At 64.3% G+C, this 18224-nt stretch carries 15 protein-coding genes; 3 read left to right on the top strand and 12 right to left on the bottom strand.

What is annotated here, in order from left to right:
• Positions 1-4 precede the first annotated feature (4 nt).
• The 3 genes from hisC to E4P09_RS05255 all read right to left on the bottom strand — a co-directional run bounded on the left by hisC (position 5) and on the right by E4P09_RS05255 (position 2824).
• The gene (gene hisC, locus E4P09_RS05265) at positions 5-1114 is read right to left on the bottom strand and encodes a histidinol-phosphate transaminase (RefSeq protein WP_137388487.1); all 1110 of its coding nucleotides are present in this window, start codon (positions 1112-1114) and stop codon (positions 5-7) included.
• 44 nt (positions 1115-1158) lie between these two features.
• Positions 1159-1998, bottom strand: a complete 840-nt coding sequence (locus E4P09_RS05260) for a chorismate mutase (protein ID WP_137388486.1) — start codon at positions 1996-1998, stop codon at positions 1159-1161.
• A 79-nt stretch (positions 1999-2077) separates the two neighbouring features.
• Positions 2078-2824, bottom strand: a complete 747-nt coding sequence (locus E4P09_RS05255; RefSeq protein WP_137388485.1) for a class I SAM-dependent methyltransferase — start codon at positions 2822-2824, stop codon at positions 2078-2080.
• A 338-nt stretch (positions 2825-3162) separates the two neighbouring features.
• Here E4P09_RS05255 and gloB point away from each other — a divergent pair, with 338 nt between their 5' ends.
• From gloB to E4P09_RS05240, 3 genes are all read left to right on the top strand, one after another.
• Positions 3163-3933, top strand: coding sequence for a hydroxyacylglutathione hydrolase (gene gloB / locus E4P09_RS05250; RefSeq protein ID WP_137388484.1), 771 nt, complete (start codon positions 3163-3165; stop codon positions 3931-3933).
• A 2-nt stretch (positions 3934-3935) separates the two neighbouring features.
• The gene (locus tag E4P09_RS05245; RefSeq protein WP_137388483.1) at positions 3936-4373 is read left to right on the top strand and encodes a cupin domain-containing protein; all 438 of its coding nucleotides are present in this window, start codon (positions 3936-3938) and stop codon (positions 4371-4373) included.
• A gap of 155 nt (positions 4374-4528) precedes the next feature.
• Positions 4529-5854 carry an NAD(P)/FAD-dependent oxidoreductase gene (locus E4P09_RS05240; RefSeq protein ID WP_137388482.1) on the top strand — a complete coding sequence of 442 codons (1326 nt, stop codon included), beginning with the start codon at positions 4529-4531 and terminating at the stop codon, positions 5852-5854.
• Positions 5855-5891: 37 nt separating this feature from the next.
• On the opposite strand, the gene lpdA is transcribed toward E4P09_RS05240, so the two are convergent.
• The 9 genes from lpdA to E4P09_RS05195 all read right to left on the bottom strand — a co-directional run bounded on the left by lpdA (position 5892) and on the right by E4P09_RS05195 (position 18135).
• Complete coding sequence (gene lpdA, locus E4P09_RS05235; protein WP_137388481.1) at positions 5892-7295, bottom strand: dihydrolipoyl dehydrogenase; 1404 nt, start codon at positions 7293-7295, stop codon at positions 5892-5894.
• Positions 7296-7329: 34 nt separating this feature from the next.
• Positions 7330-7764 (bottom strand): VOC family protein, encoded by a 435-nt coding sequence (locus E4P09_RS05230; RefSeq protein ID WP_137388480.1) that lies wholly within the window; start codon positions 7762-7764, stop codon positions 7330-7332.
• Positions 7765-7835: 71 nt separating this feature from the next.
• On the bottom strand, positions 7836-9125 hold the full coding sequence (gene odhB / locus E4P09_RS05225) for a 2-oxoglutarate dehydrogenase complex dihydrolipoyllysine-residue succinyltransferase (RefSeq protein ID WP_137388479.1): 1290 nt from the start codon (positions 9123-9125) through the stop codon (positions 7836-7838).
• Between the two features lie 51 nt (positions 9126-9176).
• On the bottom strand, positions 9177-12146 hold the full coding sequence (locus E4P09_RS05220; RefSeq protein ID WP_137388478.1) for a 2-oxoglutarate dehydrogenase E1 component: 2970 nt from the start codon (positions 12144-12146) through the stop codon (positions 9177-9179).
• 107 nt (positions 12147-12253) lie between these two features.
• The gene (sucD, locus tag E4P09_RS05215) at positions 12254-13129 is read right to left on the bottom strand and encodes a succinate--CoA ligase subunit alpha (RefSeq protein WP_137388477.1); all 876 of its coding nucleotides are present in this window, start codon (positions 13127-13129) and stop codon (positions 12254-12256) included.
• The gene (gene sucC / locus E4P09_RS05210; RefSeq protein WP_137388476.1) at positions 13129-14298 is read right to left on the bottom strand and encodes an ADP-forming succinate--CoA ligase subunit beta; all 1170 of its coding nucleotides are present in this window, start codon (positions 14296-14298) and stop codon (positions 13129-13131) included. The genes sucD and sucC overlap by 1 nt, the downstream gene beginning before the upstream one ends.
• A 38-nt stretch (positions 14299-14336) precedes the next feature.
• Positions 14337-15299: a malate dehydrogenase gene (gene mdh / locus E4P09_RS05205; RefSeq protein ID WP_137388475.1), complete on the bottom strand. Its 963-nt coding sequence runs from the start codon at positions 15297-15299 to the stop codon at positions 14337-14339.
• 142 nt (positions 15300-15441) lie between these two features.
• Entirely contained in the window at positions 15442-16614 is a 1173-nt protein-coding gene (gene zapE, locus E4P09_RS05200) for a cell division protein ZapE (RefSeq protein WP_137388474.1), read from the bottom strand.
• A gap of 21 nt (positions 16615-16635) precedes the next feature.
• On the bottom strand, positions 16636-18135 hold the full coding sequence (locus E4P09_RS05195) for a CoA-acylating methylmalonate-semialdehyde dehydrogenase (RefSeq protein WP_137388473.1): 1500 nt from the start codon (positions 18133-18135) through the stop codon (positions 16636-16638).
• Positions 18136-18224 lie beyond the last annotated feature (89 nt).

Genomic DNA, 18224 nt, shown 5'->3' with positions numbered 1-18224 from the left:
GAGGTCACGGCTGCTGGCTCAGGAATTCGGCGCAGGCCGCTACGGCGGCGCGATTTGCTTCCTCCGTGCCGACCGTGAGGCGCAGAGCCTGCGGCAGGTGGTAGCCTTCCATCCGCCTCAGCACCACGCCTCGGCGCAGCAGAAACGCGTCCGCGTCAGCTGCCCGCCTGCCCGGCTGGTCCGGAAAGTGCACGAGCAGGAAATTGCCGACGCTCGGTGTCACCTCGAGGCCCAAAGCCATCAATTCTTCGGCAAGCCATGGACGCCACTGGTCATTGTGGGCAACCGCCCGTTCGATATACGCCCGGTCGGCAAGGGCGGCGATTCCCGCAGCCTGGGCCGGTACGCTGACATTGAACGGTCCCCGGATCCGGTTCAGCACGTCGGCGATGGCTGGCGGACAGTAGACCCAACCCAGGCGCAAGGCCGCCAGGCCGTAGACCTTGGAGAAAGTGCGGGTCATAACCACGTTCTGCGAGGTCGCCACCAGCTCGAGGCCCGTCGAATAATCGTTCTGGCGGACATATTCCGCATAAGCCGCATCGATCACCAGCAGACAGCCGGCAGGCAGGCTTGCATGCAGGCGCTTGACCTCGTCGAAAGGCAGGTAAGTGCCGGTGGGGTTGTTGGGGTTGGCAATGAAGACGGCCTTGGTCCGCCCTGTCACCCGGGCGAGGATCTCATCCACATCCGCCGTCAGGTCGCGCTCGGGCGCAACCACCGGAACAGCGCCGGCGCCCCGAATGGCAATTTCGTAGACCAGAAAGCCATGGCGGGTGAAAATCGCCTCGTCCCCCGGCCCGAGATAAGCCTGGGCGAGCAGGTTCAGCACCTCGTCGGAGCCGGCTCCGCAGACAATGTGGTCGGGGTTGAGGCCATGGTGGGCGGCGATGGCCTCACGCAATGCCGCCGCGCCGCCATCGGGATAAAGATGTAGCTGGTCGGCGCAGGCCCGATAGGCCTCAATTGCCTTGGGGCTAGGCCCAAGCGGTGTTTCGTTGGACGACAGCTTATAGGTCTTGGCGCCGCCGGTCGCCTTGCTCTTGCCGGGCACATAGGGCGCAATATCGAGGATCCCCGCTTGCGGGCGCGGACCGCCTGCCTGGAGTGACATCTTCTCACCTGAGGTTCAGAGGTCCGCTCCAAGCGCATTCGCGCTCAGCGGACCGGCGTCGCATAGCGGCCCAATACCTTTACCGCAAGGGCTCTTTTCGTCCCACCCTCCAATGCGGCAATGACGTCGCGTTCTTCGCGCCACCCTTCCAAGACAGCGAGCCAAAGCCAGCCTCCCTGGCTTTCGGTGCTGCGCTCGCGCCAAAACTCGCGCACCACCCGCCGCTCAGGGTCGAGTGGCGCGTCGGCTTCCATTGTCACCAGCACTAGAGTCTCGTCGAGGCCGGTGGGGGTCGAGGGCGCATGGCCGATGAGGAAACCGTCTATGGATCCGCTGCCGCCGATCACGGGAATGCGGGCAATCACGCCGAGATCACCGCGGGTACTGCTCAGGGCGGCGGCCCAGCCTTCCGCTCGGGCCGGCACGACGGCGATGTCGGCGGGCGCGCCGGATACCGCCCTGACCGCCGCCTTTGCATCCGGATGGCTGACAATGGGCGCCCGCGACCCGAAATGGCCGCGCACGACATCATGAAAGGCGCAGCTTCCCGGCGAGGCGGGAATATGGATGGTGGTCTTCTGCTGCTGCTGGGTGGCGCTGCCCATCAGCTCGCGCCAGATCGCCACGACTATATCGGCCGGCAAGGGATCCTTGCGCAGGGTGAGCAGCCGCCGGATAACCTCTGCCTCGCGGGAAGGCCGCATCGGCGTCGATCCGGTAACCGCGGTGGCCTTGACCCTGCGCACCTCTTCCACGGCCGCAAACCGCTCTGCGAGCAGCCCGAGCAGCTCCTCGTCAATACGGTCGATCTCACGCCGTATTGCCGCCAGCGCCTCGCTCTCGGACCCGCCTTGCACCACCGCCTGCTCAAGTATTGCAGTCATTCACCACTGTTCCCCGGCTTGTCCGCCGCTTTCACCTCACGTCCTATAACGACGGCGCAAGGTGGTCCAGCGCGATTCGTCAGGGAAGCCTGCCAGACCGGCTCGTTCCTACCGGCGTCGGCACGGTGACCGGCGCAAGCTTGGGCACGAACTGCCGAGCGCGTTTTGGCTTGCGCACGGCGTAAACCTGCTTGACCGCCTCGACGATGATAACGCCGGAAAATGCCGGCCACAGCCATAATCCGAGCCTCTCCCACGCCGCTGCGGAGCGCACCAGGAACCCGCGCGGAATGGGCGGCACAAACAGGGCGCTCGCCCAACCGCTTGGCGAGAACATGGCGTCTCTAAGCAGATCCGTGAGCTGCGAGCGCGAGAAGGGCCGGCCGTGGCCGAAGGGCGTGCTGTCGGTGCGCGCCCACATTCCGCGGCGGTTGGGCACGATGAACACGGCGCGGCCGCCAGGGCTCAACACGCGCCAGATCTCCCGCAGCGTCTCCTGCAGCTGTTCCGTCAGCTCCAGGCCGTGGGCCACCAACGCCAGGTCCACACAACCGTCGGGCAGGGGCATTTCCGCCTCGTCGACCAAGGCGGTGGCGCTCAAGCCATTGGCCGGCCAATGGGCCACGCCCTGCCGCGCCGGCATGAAGCCGATGACCCGGTCTGCCTCGTCACGCCACACGTCGAGATAGGGCGTGGCATAGCCGAGCCCCAGAACGATGCTGCCGTTCATGCCGCGGATGCGAGCGCGGATGCGATGGGCAATCAGACGCCGCGCGGCGGCACCCAGCGGGCTCGAATAGAATTCCTTGAGATCGACCACATCCATCGAGCGTTGTCCCAGACGGATTCACCAGATGCGCAAACCCCGATAATCCTCGGGTCTTTCAACATCAACCATGAAAGATCTGCCTGCTGAAGTTGACATTGGTTGTGTGCTCCAAGATACTTAGGCCGATCTGCTCAACCTTCCCTTACCCATCGCCAGCGCCCCTCGGCATGTCTGACCACCGCGGGCGCAAGCTTTTGCAAGGACACAACGTCAAGACCGAGGCAGCCGCGCATGAGCACTAGAGTGTAATAGGAAAATATTCCTCGAGATGTCACCCGCAAGCGGGCACGAACAGTGTTGCGTTTATTCGAGTCCTCTACGGTTCAGGAGCATCTATGACATCCCTGCAGATATATCAGTTCCTTTGTCTGGAAGATAATTATTGCGTTTTGATTCACGAGCCCGGCAGTCAATCCACGGCGGCAATTGATGCTCCGGATGCCCGGGCGGTGATGGACGCCCTGGCCAGCCGGGGATGGACGCTCACCCATCTGTTCTGCACCCACCATCACGTGGACCATACGGCGGGCGTTGTGGACCTCAAGGCGACATTCGGTTGCAAGGTCTATGGCCCCAGGCGCGAAGCCTCGCGCATACCGGCCATCGACATCAGCCTCGGCGAGGGCGACCAGATCGATTTCGCGGGGCACAAGGTCGATATTATCGAAACCCCGGGCCATACCCTGGGACATATCGCTTATCACCTTCCCGACCAGAAACTGGTGTTTGTGGCAGACACGCTGTTCCCCTTGGGCTGCGGCCGTGTGTTCGAGGGTACCATGGAGCAGATGTGGTGGTCTCTCTCAAAGCTCATGGCCCTGCCGAAGGACACGGTGGTTTATAGCGGGCACGAGTATACCGCCGCCAACGCGCGGTTTGCGCTCACCATCGAGCCGGAGAACCAGGCGCTGCAGCGGCGCTCGCAAGAGATCACGCAGAAGCGCAGCAACGGTGAGCCGACCGTGCCAACGACGATCGGCCTCGAGCTGGAGACCAATCCCTTCGTGCGGCCGAACAGTCCGGCCATCCGCGCTCGGCTCGGCATGGTCGGACATTCCGATGCCGAGGTGTTCGCCGAGATCCGCCGGCGCAAGGACGAGTTCTGACCATGCCCCTTACCGCCGAGGAGGTGATCGCGCGGCTTGAGCTTTCCCCGCATCCGGAAGGCGGGCATTTCCGCGAGACCTGGCGCGCGCCAGCCGCGGAAGGCGAGCGGCCGAGCGGCACGGCGATCTATTTCTTGTTGCGGGACGGCGAAAGGAGTGCCTGGCACCGGGTCGACGCTACGGAGATATGGCATTTCCATGCGGGGGCTCCCCTGCTGTTGCGCGTGGCGGAAGGCGGTTCGGAGGTGCGGCACACCCTTGGGGCCGATCTTGCGGCGGGCCAGGCGCCGCAGGTCATCGTGCCGGCGGATGCCTGGCAGTCTGCCGAAAGCTTGGGGCCATGGACGCTGGTAAGCTGCACGGTCTCGCCGGGTTTCCTGTTTTCCGGTTTCGAACTCGCCCCACCCGGCTGGTCCCCCGGTGCTCCTAACAAGCTCTAGAGCGCTTCCACTTTTCTCCGAATCGCGGAAGCGCTCTAAGTTCTTGCTTGGTCGCATTTTCTTCACGCGAACCGGTATCCACTTCGCTCGAAAATGCTCTAGGCAGAGCCACTGCTTTCCGCCTATGGATAGGCCCGACATGAGGGGGTTTGCATATGCTTGCTGATGTTGCGCAGGTGGTTTCGGACGAAAAGCTGCCGGACCGGGCGGACGTTGTGATCATCGGAGGCGGGATCATCGGCACCTCGCTCGCCCTGTTCCTGGCGGAGCGCAATGTGTCGGTGGTGCTGTGCGAGAAGGGCAGGATCGCCGGCGAGCAGTCGAGCCGGAACTGGGGCTGGTGCCGGCAGATGGGCCGCGACCCGCGCGAGATCCCGCTGATCATCGAATCCCTCGCCCTGTGGCGGCAGATGAACGACCGCTTGGGCGAGGAGACGGGGTTCCGCACCACGGGAATCCTCTATCTCGCCGCGACGGACGAGGCCTTGGCCAAGCACGAGGCCTGGCTGCAGCATGCACGCAGCTACCAGCTCGACTCGCAGCTGGTGGACGGCGACCGCGTTGCCGAACTGCTGCCGCAGTCGGTAACCCGCTGGAAGGGCGCGCTTTATACACCCAGCGACGGCAAGGCCGAGCCGTTCATCGCCGCTCCAGCCATCGCGCGCGGCGCACGCCGGGCCGGGGCCAAAATCTTCACGAATTGCGCCGTGCGCGGCATTGAACGGCAGGCGGGGCGCGTCTCGGGCGTGATCACGGAAAAAGGAAGCATCGCCTGCTCGCAGGTGGTGCTGGCGGGTGGGGCGTGGTCGAGCCTGTTCTGCCGGTCGCTGGATGTGCGGCTGCCGCAGCTCAAGATTCTGTCGTCAGTCATGCGCACGACGCCGGTGGACGGGCCTGCCCCCTCGGCCTGGGGACCTGGCTTTGCCTACCGGAAGCGCGCCGACGGCGGCTACACCGTTGCCCATGGCGACCGGATCGTCCCGGAAATCGTGCCGGATAGCTTTGCCTTTTTCTCGGAGTTCCTGCCCACCTTGCAGCTGGAGTGGAAGACCATCAGGCCGCGGCTGAGCGGGCGCTTCTTCGAGGAATGGAACACGCCCAAGCGCTGGGCCCTCGATCAGATCAGCCCGTTCGAGAAGACCCGCATCTACGATCCGCGCCCGAGGTCTGCCGATCTCACTGAGGCCATGGACAACCTGCGGCGCAGCTTTCCCCTGTTCCGCGATGCCAAGATCACCGACAGCTGGGCCGGCTATATCGATGTGACGCCGGATGCCGTTCCGGTGATTTCGGCGGTCGATGCGATCCCCGGATTCTTCGTCGCCACCGGCTTTTCCGGCCATGGCTTCGGCATCGGGCCCGGGGCGGGTTGGCTGATGGCCGATCTGGTCACAGGCGCCAACCCGATCGTCGACCCCGCGCCCTTCCGCTTCTCGCGGTTCAGCGACGGCTCGCGCATCGTGCTGCACGGGCGCGCTTAGAGCATGATCCCGAGAAGTGGATAAGCCGCCCGCCCGGCTACATGTGGATGGCGCGGTTCTCGACGGAGAGCGCTGCTTCCTTGACGGCCTCCGACAGGGTGGGATGTGCATGGCAGGTGCGCGCAAGATCCTCCGACGAACCGCCGAACTCCATGAGCACCGCCACCTCGTGGATCATCTCGCCCGCATTGGCGCCGATGATGTGGCAGCCGAGCACCCGGTCGGTCTTGGCGTCGGCCAGGAACTTGACGAAGCCTTCCGTGGTCTTGTTGGCCTTGGCGCGACCATTGGCGGTGAAGGGGAACTTGCCGACCTTGTAGGCGACGCCAGCCTCCTTCAGCTCTTCTTCGGTCTTGCCGACGCTGGCCAGTTCGGGCGAGGTGTAGATCACGTTGGGGATCACGTCGTAGTTCACGTGGCCCGCCTTGCCGGCGATGATCTCGGCAACGGCGACGCCCTCGTCCTCGCCCTTATGGGCGAGCATGGGTCCGCGGATCACATCGCCAATGGCGTAGATGCCGGGCATGCTGGTCTGGAAATGCTCATCCACGTCGACGCGGCCCTTGTTGTCGCGGCGGATGCCGGCTTCTTCGAGACCGAGGCCCTCAGTGTAGGGAACCCGGCCCACCGCCACCAGAACCACGTCGGCATCCAGCACCTTGGGCTCGCCGCCCTTGGCGGGCTCGGTGGTGACCTTCAGCCCCTGACCCTGTTTTTCGACCTTGGTCACCTTGGTCGAAAGCAGGAACTCCATGCCCTGCTTCTTGAGAATGCGCTGGAAGTTCTTGGCGATCTCGGCATCCATGCCCGGCGTGATGCGGTCGAGGAACTCGACCACGATCACCTGCGCGCCGAGCCTGCGCCATACGGAGCCAAGCTCCAGGCCGATAATGCCGGCACCGATCACCAGGAGCTTCTCCGGTACCTTCTCCAGGCTCAAGGCGCCGGTGGAGGTCACGATATCCTTCTCGTCGATATCGATGCCGGGCAGCCGCGCCACGTCGGAGCCGGTGGCGATAACGATGGCCTTGGTGTCGATGGTCTGAGTGCCGTTCTCGCCGGCGACCTCCACCTTGCCGGCGCCGAGAATGCGCCCAACCCCTTGGAACGGCGTGATCTTGTTCTTCTTCATGAGGAACTCGACGCCCTTCACATTGCCCTCGACCCCTTCGTCCTTGAAGGCCATGAGGCGGGCGAGGTCGAGCTTGGGCGCACCGATGTCGATGCCGAGCTCGGAGAGATGGTGGGCAGCCTTCTCGAATTCCTCGCTCGCATGCAGCAGCGCCTTGGAGGGTATGCAGCCGATGTTGAGGCAGGTGCCGCCGAAGGTGGGGTTCTTTTCGACGACCGCCACCTTCATGCCGAGCTGGGCAGCGCGAATGGCGCAGACATAGCCGCCCGGGCCCGTACCGATCACCACGAGGTCGAAGCTGTCCGCCATCGCTTACCTTCTTTCTGTCGAGAAATGTGTGTGTTCAGGAGTGCGCAAGCGGGCCGCCAAAAGACCAGACATGCCCGAAGGGGTCACGCAGGCGGCCATAGCGGTCGCCCCACTGCGCGTCCATCATGGGCATGATCGGCTCCGCGCCCGCGTCCACGGCGCGCTGGAAGGCGCTGTCCGCATGCGCGGCCGTGGGAAAATGCAGGTGAAGGGCCACCGAGGTGCCGCCGAGCGTTGATGCAGAGGGACTGGCCGCAGCACCGAATTCGGGGAACTCATCAGAGAGATAAACGGAGGCACCGTTCACGCTTAGCGCCGCGTAAAGCACGCGATGGCCGTCCTCGGCTGGAACCCGCGTGGTGACAGTGGCGCCGAAAGCCTTCTGGTAGAACTCTATCGCCTCATTGCCGCCCTTCACCGACAAATGCGGCACCAGAGTTTGAGCAGGCGCTTCGGCTTCGGACGGCATCGGCAAGTCCTCAGGTCTTGCTAGCGAAAGATCTTATGCGAAATCTGCCGGCCAATGTCACCCAGGGCAACTCAAAGATCAAGCAGCAGGCGCTGCGGCGCCTCCAGGGATTCCTTCACCCGCACGAGGAAAGTCACCGCCTCCTTGCCATCGACGATGCGATGATCATAGGAGAGCGCGAGATACATCATCGGCCGAGCCTCGATCTTGCCGTCGACCACCACCGGGCGCTGCTGGATCTTGTGCATGCCGAGAATGCCGGACTGCGGCGCGTTCAGGATCGGCGTGGACATCAGCGAGCCGTAGATGCCGCCATTGGAGATGGTGAAGGTGCCGCCCTGCATCTCCTCGATCTTGAGCTGGCCCTCGCGGGCGCGCCTGCCGAAGTCGTTGATGGCCTTCTCGATCTCGGCCAGGCTCAGCATGTCGGCGTCGCGCACCACTGGCACCACCAGGCCCTTGTCGGTGCCGACCGCCACGCCGATGTGGTAGTAGTTCTTGTAGACGATGTCGTCGCCGTCGATCTCGGCATTCACCGCCGGGATCTCGCGCAGGGCATGGACCACCGCCTTGACGAAGAAGCTCATGAAGCCGAGCTTCACCCCGTGCTTCTTCTCGAACAGGTCCTTGTAGTGCGCGCGGAGGGCCATGACCTCGGTCATGTCCACCTCGTTGAAGGTGGTGAGCATGGCCGCGGTGTTCTGGGCCTCCTTGAGCCTGCGGGCGATGGTTTGGCGCAGCCGGGTCATCCGAACCCGCTCTTCGCGCGCTTCATCCGCAACGCGCGGCGCCTGGGGCGCGGGTGCTTCCTGCGGTTGCGGCGCCTTTGCGGCTGCCGGCCGTCCGCCCTGCTCGATATAGCTCAGCACATCACCCTTGAGCAGCCGGCCGTCCTTGCCGCTCCCGCGAATAGCGGCCGGATCAAGCTCATTCTCGGCAACCAGGCGGCGCACGGCCGGCGACAGCTCAGCTGCCGCGACAGGCGCCTCGGGCTTGCCGCGCTCGATAATCGGCTCGGGTCCGATGATCGGCTTGGGACTGTCCGACTTCTGCTCCGGACGTTCGACCGCCGCAGGCTTTGCGGCCGCCTTCTCCTTGGCCGGCGCCTTGGCGATCGGAGCGCCCGCCTCGGATATGGCGCCGAGGACCGCACCGACATTCACGGTGTCGCCGTCCTTAACCCGGATATCCGATAGAACCCCGCTGCTCGGCGCGGGCACCTCGATGGTGACCTTGTCCGTCTCCAGCTCGACCAGCGGTTCATCGGCGTTAACGCTGTCGCCTTCCTTCTTGAACCACTGGGAGATGGTGGCCTCCGTGACGGACTCGCCAAGGCTCGGCACGCGAATTTCAGTCGGCATATCTGATCGTCCCAAGATGTTTCATTGCGTCGACCGAGCAATCCTTGTCCGTCATTGGCGGACGCTCGTCTCCGCACCGAGGGCTTCGTTGAGGAAATTCTCGAGTTCCTTCATGTGCTTCGAAAGGAGGCCGGTGGCGGTTGCCGCCGAGGCCGGGCGCCCGGCATAGCGCGGACGCTTGTAGGCCGCATCCACGTATTGCAGCACCCATTCCAGGTTCGGCTGCACGAAGGTCCAGGCGCCCATGTTATAGGGCTCTTCCTGGCACCAGACCATTTCCGCCTGCGGGAACCGGCCGAGCTCGGTGACCAGCGCCTTGGCGGGGAACGGATAGAGCTGCTCCAGCCGCAGGAGGTAGATATCGTTGATGCCGCGCTTCTCGCGCTCCTCGTAGAGGTCGTAATAGACCTTGCCGCTGCACAGGATCACCCGGCGGATCTTCTTGTCTTCCACCAGCTTGATGCCCTGGTCCGGCAGCAGCTCGGCATCGTCGTAGAGAATGCGATGGAAGCTGCTGTCCGGGCCCATTTCCTCCAGCCGCGAGACCACACGCTTGTGCCGCAGCAGCGACTTCGGCGTCATGACGATGAGCGGCTTGCGGAAATCCCGGTGGATCTGGCGCCGGAGGATGTGGAAGTAATTGGCCGGGGTGGTGCAGTTCGCGACCTGCATATTGTCCTCGGCGCAAAGCTGCAGGTAGCGCTCCAGGCGGGCAGAGGAGTGTTCCGGCCCCTGGCCCTCATAGCCATGGGGCAGCAGCATGACCAGGCCCGACATGCGCAGCCACTTGCGCTCGCCCGACGAGATGAACTGGTCGACGACAACCTGGGCGCCGTTGGCGAAATCGCCGAACTGGGCTTCCCACAGGACCAGCGCCTTCGGCTCGGCCAGGCTGTAGCCATATTCGAAGCCGAGCACCGCCTCTTCCGAGAGGGCGGAATTGACGATCTCCGCCTGGGCCTGATCCGGGGAGAGATTGTTGAGCGGGGTGTAGGCCTCCTCGGTCTCCTGGTCGACCAGGATGGCATGGCGTTGGGAGAAGGTGCCGCGCTGGCTGTCCTGGCCCGAAAGGCGCACGGGATAGCCTTCCACGAGCAGACTGCCGTAGGCGAGCTGCTCGGCCGTGGCCCAGTCGATGCCGACCCCTTCCTCGATCATCTTGCGGCGCTGTTGGAAGATGCGCCTTATGGTGCGGTGGGCGTTGAAGCCCTCGGGAATGTCGGTGAGCTTGCGGCCGATGTCACGCAGGGTTTCCAGGGGCACACCGGTCACGCCCTTGCGCGGACCCTCGTCCTTGGGCTGGGTGAGGCCCGCCCAGCGGCCATCCAACCAATCGGCCTTGTTGGGCTTGTAGCTGTCGGAGGATTCGAATTCCTCGTCCAGCTTGCGGCGGTATGCCTTGCGCATCTCCTCCACATCGGCCGGCGAGACGACGCCCTGCTCGGTCAGCCGGCTGGCATAGATCTCCGACACGGGAGGCAGCTGCGCGATGCGCTTATACATCAGCGGCTGGGTGAAGGAGGGCTCATCTGCCTCGTTGTGGCCATGGCGGCGGTAGCAGAACATATCTACCACCACCGGCTTGCGGAAGCGCTGGCGGAACTCCACCGCGATCTTCGCCGCATAGACCACCGCTTCGGGGTCATCGCCGTTCACATGGAAGATCGGCGCCTCGATCATCTTGGCGACGTCGGAGGGGTAGGGCGACGAGCGTGCATGCAGCGGGTTGGTGGTGAAGCCGATCTGATTGTTCACGATGAAATGCACGGAGCCGCCGGCGCGATGCCCGCGCACCCCGGACAGAGCAAAGCATTCCGCCACGACCCCTTGGCCGGCGAAGGCGGCATCGCCGTGGATGAGCAGCGGCAGCACGCTGGTGCGCTCGCGGTCGCCGCGCTGGTCCTGCTTGGCACGCGCCTTGCCGAGCACCACCGGGTCCACGCTTTCCAGATGCGACGGGTTGGCACTCAGCGACAAATGCACCTTGTTGCCGTCGAACTCGCGGTCCGACGACGAGCCCAGGTGGTATTTCACGTCGCCGGAGCCTTCCACGTCGTCCGGATTGGCCGAGCCGCCCTTGAACTCCTTGAAAATGGCGCGGAACGGCTTCTCCAGCACGTTGCCGAGCACGTTGAGGCGACCGCGGTGGGCCATGCCCAGCACGATCTCCTTCACGCCGAGCGAGCCGCCGCGCTTGATGATCTGCTCCAGCGCCGGGATCATCGCTTCGCCGCCGTCGAGGCCGAAGCGCTTGGTGCCCGTATATTTCAGGTTGAGGAAGCCTTCGAAGCCTTCAGCCTCGATGAGCTTGTTCAGGATTGCGCGCTTGCCTTCCGGGGTAAAGGAGATCTCCTTGTCCGGACCTTCGATGCGCTCCTGGATCCAGGCCTTCTGCTCGGGGTCGGAGATATGCATGAACTCGACACCGAAGGTCGAGCAGTAGGTGCGCCTGAGGATGTCGAGGATCTCGCGCAGGGTCGCGGTTTCCACGCCAAGCACGAAGTCGATGAAGATGGGCCGGTCCATGTCGGCGGGACCGAAGCCGTAGGTTGCCGGGTCAAGCTCCGGATGGTTCTCCTTGGCCCGCTGCTGCAGCGGGTCGAGATCAGCGGCCAGATGGCCACGGATCCGGTAGGCCCGGATCATCATCAGCGCGCGGATCGAGTCGAGGGTGGCGCGGCGCAGGTCATCGCCGGGTATCGCCTCGCCCCGTGCTTTGGCCGCGGCTTCGACCTTGGTCGCGATGGTCTTTTCGAACGGCGTCCAGTCGTAGTCGAGGGCGCTGACCAGTTCGCCGTTCATGACCGGCGGCCAATCCGGTCGGCGCCAGGAGGCTCCGCGCGCCTCCGTGATCACGCCCTGCCTGTCATCGGCGAGATCGCTGAAGAAGGATTGCCACTCCGGGTCTACCGACCCGGGGTTCTCCTTGTAGCGGGCATAGAGCTGCTCGATGAATTCGGCATTGCCACCGTAAAGAAACGAGGTCCGCCGCAGCCTGTCATTCTGTTCAACTTTGGCCATTATCGCTCCAACCCGCGGCTTATTCGCCGCGGACCGCCCGGTTCATTCGAGGTGAAATCACGATCGGTGGAAGAGGCTAACACTCGTTTTCCAACGTGTTACGGACGCTACCTATTTAGGACCTCGACCAAGGTCGTGCCAAGAGCTGCGGGCGATTTTGAGACGACGATGCCTGCGCTGGACATGGCCTCGATCTTGTCTGCCGCCGCCCCCTTGCCCCCGGCGATGATGGCTCCGGCATGGCCCATACGCCGCCCGGGCGGCGCGGTCACGCCGGCGATGAACCCTACCATCGGCTTCTTGACCTTTGATTGACGGATGAAGTCGGCCGCCTGCTCCTCGGCACTGCCGCCGATCTCGCCGATCATGATGATCGACCGGGTCTCCGGATCGGCGAGGAACATCTCGAGCACGTCGACGAAGTCGAGGCCCTTGACCGGGTCGCCGCCGATGCCGACGCAGGTGGACTGGCCGAGACCTGCTGCGGTGGTCTGCGCGACCGCCTCATAGGTGAGCGTGCCGGAGCGCGAGACGATGCCGACGGAGCCGCGCTGGTGGATATGGCCGGGCATGATGCCGATCTTGCAGGCATCCGGGGTGATCACGCCCGGGCAGTTCGGGCCCACGAGGCGCGATTTGGAGCCCTGTAGCGCGCGTTTCACCTTCACCATGTCCAGGGCCGGAATGCCCTCGGTTATGCAGACGATGAGTTCGATCTCCGCATCGATGGCTTCGAGGATGGCATCGGCTGCGAAGGGCGGTGGCACGTAGATGACGGAGGCGTCCGCACCCGTCTCGGCCTTGGCCTCGGCGACCGTATCGAAGATCGGCAGTCCGATATGGGTGGTGCCGCCTTTGCCAGGGGTCACGCCGCCGACCATCTTCGTGCCATAGGCAATCGCCTGTTCCGTGTGGAAGGTGCCGTTCTTGCCGGTGATACCCTGGCAGATAACCTTGGTGTTCTTGTCGACGAGAATGGCCATTATGCGGCCTCCTTCACGGCGGCGACGACCTTGCGGGCAGCGTCGTCGAGATTGTCGGCGGGAATGACGTTGAGCTTGGAGTCGCGCAGGATCTGCTTGCCGAGCTCCACATTGGTGCCTTCCAGCCGGACCACCAGCGGAACCTTGAGGCCGACTTCCTTCACTGCGGTCACCACCCCTTGAGCGATGACATCGCATTTCATGATGCCGCCGAAGATGTTGACCAGGATGCCCTTCACGTTCGGGTCGGAGGTGATGATCTTGAAGGCTGCGGTGACCCGCTCTGTGGTGGCGCCGCCGCCCACATCGAGGAAATTGGCAGGCTCGGCGCCATAGAGCTTGATGATGTCCATGGTGGCCATGGCGAGGCCGGCGCCGTTCACCATGCAGCCGATAGTGCCGTCGAGGGCGACATAGTTGAGGTCGTAGCGGGCGGCCTCGCGCTCCTTCGGGTCCTCCTCGCTCTCGTCGCGCAACTCGGCAATGTCCTTGTGGCGGAACAGCCCGTTGTCGTCGAAGTTCACCTTGGCATCGAGGCACAGGAGGTCGCCCGCCTCGGTGACGATGAGCGGGTTTATCTCGAGCAGGCTCATGTCCTTGGCGACAAAGGCTTCATAGAGTTTGCCAATCAGCTTGACGCATTGCTTGATCTGATCGCCCTCGACCTTGAGGGCATAGGCGATGTTGCGGCCGATATAAGGGCTGTAGCCGGCGGCCGGGTCCACATGGAAGGTGAGGATCTTCTCGGGCGTGTTTTGGGCGACTTCCTCGATATCCATGCCGCCCTCGGTGGAGGCGATGAAGGCGATCCGCGAGGTGGCGCGGTCGATCAGCGCCGAGAGGTAGAGCTCGCGGGCGATCCTGGAGCCTTCCTCGATATAGAGCCGGTTGACCTGCTTGCCCTCAGGACCGGTCTGATGGGTAACGAGCACGGAGCCAAGGAGGCGCTCGGCCTCCTTGCGCACATCATCAATGCTCTTGACCACCTTGACGCCGCCGGCCTTCCCGCGGCCGCCGGCGTGGATCTGCGCCTTCACCACCCAGACGGGGCCACCGAGCTTCTCGGCGGCCTTGACCGCTTCATCCGCCGAGAAGGCAGGGTAGCCCCTCGGCACAGGCACGCCAAATTCCGCGAGCACGGCCTTGGCCTGATATTCGTGGATGTTCATCTCGTCTCCAGAGCGCTGTTGGTCGAGCTCGTTGCAGCTCAGGCAAGTTCAGGGAACAGTTCGCGGGACTTGGCGATCAGGCTTTCGACAGCCTGCACCGAGTGCTGGAAGGCTGCCCTCTCGTCGCGGTTCAGCTCGATCTCGACGATGCGCTCGACCCCGCCTGCCCCGATCACCACCGGCACGCCGACATAGGTGCCCTTCACGCCGTACTCGCCATCGAGGTAGGCGGCGCAGGGCAGCACGCGCTTCTTGTCGAAGAGGTAGGATTCGGCCATGGCAATGGCGGAGGACGCCGGCGCGTAGTAGGCGGACCCCGTTTTCAGGAGGCTGACGATCTCGGCGCCGCCATCGCGGGTGCGCTGCACGATCTCGTCGACACGCTGCTGGGTGGTCCATTTCATGGCGACGAGATCGGGGATGGGGATGCCCGCCACGGTAGAGTAGCGCACCAGCGGCACCATGGTGTCGCCATGGCCGCCGAGCACGAAGGCGGTGACATCCTCGACGGAGACATTGAATTCCTGGGCAAGGAAGTAGCGGAAGCGGGCGCTATCGAGCACGCCGGCCATGCCGACAACGCGGGCGGTGGGCAATCCTGAGAATTTCTGGAGCGCCCAGACCATCGCATCCAGCGGGTTCGTGATGCAGATGACGAAAGCGTCAGGTGCATATTTGCTGATGCCGGCGCCGACCTGGCTCATGACCTTCAGGTTGATTTCCACCAGGTCGTCGCGGCTCATGCCGGGCTTGCGCGGCACGCCGGCGGTGACGATCACCACGTCCGCGCCCTCTATGCCGCCATATTCATTGACGCCGACATATCTGGCATCGAAGCCCTCGACGGGCGAAGATTGGGCGATATCCAGCGACTTGCCTTGGGGCAGACCGTCGACGATGTCGAACAGGACCACGTCGCCGAGCTGCTTGAGGCCGCAGAGGTGGGCGAGGGTGCCCCCGATCATTCCGCCGCCGATGAGAGCGATTTTCTTTCGCGCCATGCGTTTCCCCTGCTGGTTCCGCCTCAAGTTTCGTTCCGGGTGCGCGGCGCAGCGCGGCTTGGTCGTTTTGCGCCGCGAAAGTGCCGGTCATGTAACGCGATTGCCTGTCGCATGCAAGCGGGGATCAGGCGAAGCGGGGCTGTCATGGAACAGGGGTCGGGTCGCCCTGTTCCATCGGCAGAAGGCCGGGTCTTTCCCGACCCGAATCCCAGTATTCGGCCGATCTCATTTCCTGAAGCCGCGAGGCGGTGCGCTGGAACGCGCTGGCGTGATCGCCGCGCTGATAGATCTCGTCGGGTTCAGCCGCGGCTGAGGCCACCAGGCGGATGTGGTTATCGTAGAGGGTATCCACCAGCTTGATAAAGCGGAGGGCTTCGTTCCGCTTGGTTTGGTTCAGCACGGGAATGTCGTCGATGAACACGATGCCGAAGTGCCGCGCGATGGCGAGGTAGTCGCCGGAGCCCAGTGGCTTCTCGCAGAGATCGGAGAAGCGGAAGCGCGCCATGCCGGGCGCCGTTTGCGGCACCACGACCTGGCGGCCCTTTACGGTGAGGGTGCGCGGGCCTTGCTCCCGGCCCGCGGCCAGCCTGGTCCAGAGCGCATCCATGCGTGCGGCCGTGCGCGGCGTGAGCGGCGAGAGATAGACGTCCTCGCCGGTGGCGTGGCGCTGGCGATAGTCCGTATCACCATCGAGCGAGAGGACGTCCAGCTTTTCCTCGATGAGGCGGATGAAGGGCAAGAACAGGTTGCGATTGAGCCCGTTCTCATAGAGGTCGCGCGGGGGCGTGTTGGAAGTGGCGACCACCACCACGCCCTCGCCGAGCAGGGCTTCGAACAACCGCCCGAGGATCATGGCGTCGGTGATGTCCGACACCTGGAACTCGTCCAGGCAGAGCAGTTCCGCCTCGGCAGCTAAGGCCTCTGCCACCGGGGGGATCGGATCGTCGCCACGCGCGGTGCCCTGCTTGACGGCCTGACGATGGCGATGGATGCGCTCGTGCACATCCTGCATGAAGGCATGAAAGTGCACCCGGCGCTTCCGCTCCACTTGCACGGCCGACAGGAACAGGTCCATCAGGGTGGTCTTGCCCCGCCCGACCGAGCCGTAGATGTAGATGCCCTTGGGAGGCTCAGCCCGATTCCCGAACAGGCCGCGCAGGCCCCTGGCCCGTTTGCCCGGACGGTAGCTCCGCAGCGCCCGGGCCAGGGCATCCAGCCGCTCGACGACCTTCTCCTGGTGCGGATCAGGCTCGAGCGCGCCCGCAGCCACGTGGCCGCGGTAGCACTCCAGCACCGTCTGGGTGTTTCTGGTCAACGATGCCCGCCTCTCAGGGCCTCACGCCATGGTGGGCATGATGAACTGGGCGCCGTCCTTAATGCCCGACGGCCAGCGGGACGTGACCGTCTTCGTCTTGGTGTAGAAGCGGATCGAGTCCGGCCCGTGCTGGTTCAGGTCGCCGAAGCCCGAGCGCTTCCAGCCGCCGAAGGTGTGATAGGCCAGCGGCACGGGGATCGGCACGTTGACGCCGACCATGCCCACATTGACGCGGGTCGAGAAGTCGCGCGCCGCATCGCCGTCGCGGGTGAAGATGGCGACACCATTGCCGAATTCATGCTCGTTGGGCAGGGAGAGAGCGTCCTCATAGTCCTTCGCACGGACAACCGACAGGACCGGCCCGAAGATCTCTTCCTTATAGATGCGCATGTCGCGGGTGACGTGGTCGAACAGGCAGCCGCCCATGAAGAAGCCGTTCTCGTAGCCCTGCATCGTGAAGTTGCGGCCATCAACGAGCAGCTTCGCCCCCTCGTCCACGCCGATGTTCACGTAGTCCTTCACCTTGTCGCGATGCTGCCGGGTGACGAGCGGGCCGAAATCGGCGTCGTGATCGGTGGAGAGGCCTACTTTGAGACCCTCGACCCGCGGCACAAGGCGCTCGATCAGCGCATCGGCCGTCTTCTGGCCGACCGGCACAGCAACCGAAATCGCCATGCAGCGCTCGCCCGCCGAGCCGTAGCCGGCGCCGACCAGCGCGTTCACCGCCTGATCCAGGTCCGCATCGGGCATGATGATCATATGGTTCTTGGCGCCGCCGAAGGCCTGCACGCGCTTGCCGTGCGCGGTGCCGCGCGCATAGACATATTCCGCGATGGGGGTCGAGCCGACAAAGCCGATGGCCTGAATGTCCGGATGGTCCAGAATGCCGTCAACCACCTCCTTGCCGCCATTGACCACATTCAAGACGCCCTCAGGCAGGCCGGCTTCGACCAGCAGCTCGGCAAGCCGCATGGGCACCGAGGGATCACGCTCCGAGGGCTTGAGGATATAGGCATTGCCGCAAGCCAGCGCGGGCGCGAATTTCCACATGGGGATCATGGCGGGGAAGTTGAACGGGGTGATGCCGGCGACGACGCCCAATGGCTGGCGCATCGAATACATGTCGATGGCGGGGCCTGCACCGACGCTGAACTCGCCTTTCAGCAGATGCGGGATGCCGCAGGCGAACTCGACCACTTCGAGCCCGCGCTGGATGTCGCCATGCGCATCGGGAATGGTCTTGCCGTGCTCGAGGGAGAGCATCTCGGCCAGGCTGTTCTTCTCCTTGTTGAGGAGATCGAGAAATTTCATGAGAACCCGGGCGCGCACCTGCGGGTTCTTCTCCGCCCAGGCAGGCTGTGCGGCCTTGGCCACCTGTACCGCGTGGTCCAGCTCTTTCAGATTGGCAAGGGCCAAACGGGCTTGGACCTCGCCGGTATTGGGGTTGAAGACGTCGCTATAATTGCCGCTGGTTCCGGGGACCCGCTTGCCGCCGATAAAGTGGCCGATTTCCTTAACCATCTCTGTCCTCGCTCAGACCCGCACCTTCCTGGATGTGGCCGGACCGTAGCTTCCCTGTGGCCAAACGGCAAGCCGGACATGCCTGCGGA

This window comes from Rhodoligotrophos defluvii, from assembly GCF_005281615.1.
Classification (GTDB): domain Bacteria; phylum Pseudomonadota; class Alphaproteobacteria; order Rhizobiales; family Im1; genus Rhodoligotrophos; species Rhodoligotrophos defluvii.
This window is presented reverse-complemented; position numbering and strand designations above follow the sequence as displayed.

Coding starts and splice junctions, on each gene's coding strand:
- sucD (WP_137388477.1), bottom strand. CDS start 13,129: ATGGCCATTCTCGTCGACAAGAACACCAAGGTTATCTGCCAGGGTATC.
- E4P09_RS05260 (WP_137388486.1), bottom strand. CDS start 1,998: ATGACTGCAATACTTGAGCAGGCGGTGGTGCAAGGCGGGTCCGAGAGC.
- E4P09_RS05230 (WP_137388480.1), bottom strand. CDS start 7,764: ATGCCGTCCGAAGCCGAAGCGCCTGCTCAAACTCTGGTGCCGCATTTG.
- sucC (WP_137388476.1), bottom strand. CDS start 14,298: ATGAACATCCACGAATATCAGGCCAAGGCCGTGCTCGCGGAATTTGGC.
- mdh (WP_137388475.1), bottom strand. CDS start 15,299: ATGGCGCGAAAGAAAATCGCTCTCATCGGCGGCGGAATGATCGGGGGC.
- E4P09_RS05220 (WP_137388478.1), bottom strand. CDS start 12,146: ATGGCCAAAGTTGAACAGAATGACAGGCTGCGGCGGACCTCGTTTCTT.
- E4P09_RS05240 (WP_137388482.1), top strand. CDS start 4,529: ATGCTTGCTGATGTTGCGCAGGTGGTTTCGGACGAAAAGCTGCCGGAC.
- lpdA (WP_137388481.1), bottom strand. CDS start 7,295: ATGGCGGACAGCTTCGACCTCGTGGTGATCGGTACGGGCCCGGGCGGC.
- hisC (WP_137388487.1), bottom strand. CDS start 1,114: ATGTCACTCCAGGCAGGCGGTCCGCGCCCGCAAGCGGGGATCCTCGAT.
- odhB (WP_137388479.1), bottom strand. CDS start 9,125: ATGCCGACTGAAATTCGCGTGCCGAGCCTTGGCGAGTCCGTCACGGAG.
- E4P09_RS05245 (WP_137388483.1), top strand. CDS start 3,936: ATGCCCCTTACCGCCGAGGAGGTGATCGCGCGGCTTGAGCTTTCCCCG.
- E4P09_RS05195 (WP_137388473.1), bottom strand. CDS start 18,135: ATGGTTAAGGAAATCGGCCACTTTATCGGCGGCAAGCGGGTCCCCGGA.
- gloB (WP_137388484.1), top strand. CDS start 3,163: ATGACATCCCTGCAGATATATCAGTTCCTTTGTCTGGAAGATAATTAT.
- E4P09_RS05255 (WP_137388485.1), bottom strand. CDS start 2,824: ATGGATGTGGTCGATCTCAAGGAATTCTATTCGAGCCCGCTGGGTGCC.